The sequence below is a fragment of the Arhodomonas sp. KWT genome, from assembly GCF_010993615.1.
In genome coordinates this window covers 1-732 of the sequence record NZ_WNXE01000840.1, presented here as the reverse complement: position 1 = coordinate 732, position 732 = coordinate 1, and the positions used below count along the sequence as shown (strand labels likewise).

General features: G+C 69.9%; 2 protein-coding genes. One reads left to right on the top strand and one right to left on the bottom strand.

The annotated features are described in order from the left end of the window. A partial coding sequence (locus G7A99_RS22790; protein ID WP_205600016.1) for a hypothetical protein occupies positions 1–192 on the top strand: 192 nt, incomplete at its 5' end. A gap of 81 nt (positions 193–273) precedes the next feature. Here the strand turns inward: G7A99_RS22790 and G7A99_RS22785 are convergent. Then, positions 274–720 (bottom strand): Hsp20/alpha crystallin family protein, encoded by a 447-nt coding sequence (locus G7A99_RS22785; RefSeq protein WP_163144310.1) that lies wholly within the window; start codon positions 718–720, stop codon positions 274–276. Positions 721–732: the final 12 nt, after the last annotated feature.

Genomic DNA, 732 nt, shown 5'->3' with positions numbered 1-732 from the left:
AACACCGTGGTGGTGATCGAGCACAACCTGGATGTGATCGCCGAGGCGGACTGGCTGCTGGACCTCGGCCCGGAGGGCGGCGACGGCGGCGGCCGGCTGGTCGCCCAGGGCCCGCCGGAGACGGTGGGCGCCGCGGACACCCCGACCGGACGGATCCTGGGCGAGTTCCTGGCCGAACGCACCCGCACCTGAAGGCCCTGAAACGCGAACGGCGGCACCATCCGGTGCCGCCGTCATCAGGCCGCGGGGTGAACGCCGCCGCTCAGGGGCGGGTCACCGCTCCACCGGGATCCGGCGGGACACGGCGGTCTCGCGCTTGCCGATCTCGATGCGGAGCACGCCCTGCTCCCCACGGGCGCGGACCGACTCCGGGTCGGCACTGTCCGGCAGCGCAAAACGCCGGTAGAACACCCCGTAGGCGCGTTCCCGGCGGCGCACGCCGCCCTCGTCGGTATCACGCTCGCTGCTGCGCTCACCACGGATGGAGAGCACGCCGTCCTCCATGGTCACCTCGATATCCTCGGGCTTCACCCCGGGGATATCGGCCTCGACCACGAACTTGTCCGTCTCCTCGCGGATGTCCACCGCGGGGGTCCACTGGCTGGTCTCGACGGTGGAGAAATCACGCACCGCATCGAACAGCGGCGAAGAGAAAAACCGGCTGAACTCGTCGCTCAGGTTGGCCACGCCACGGCCCGGGCGATAACGCGTCATGTCCATATCCATCACCTC

What these genes read in the sequence shown, in the direction of transcription:
- G7A99_RS22785 (WP_163144310.1), bottom strand. Translation starts at nt 720, where the DNA reads ATGGACATGACGCGTTATCGCCCGGGCCGTGGCGTGGCCAACCTGAGC.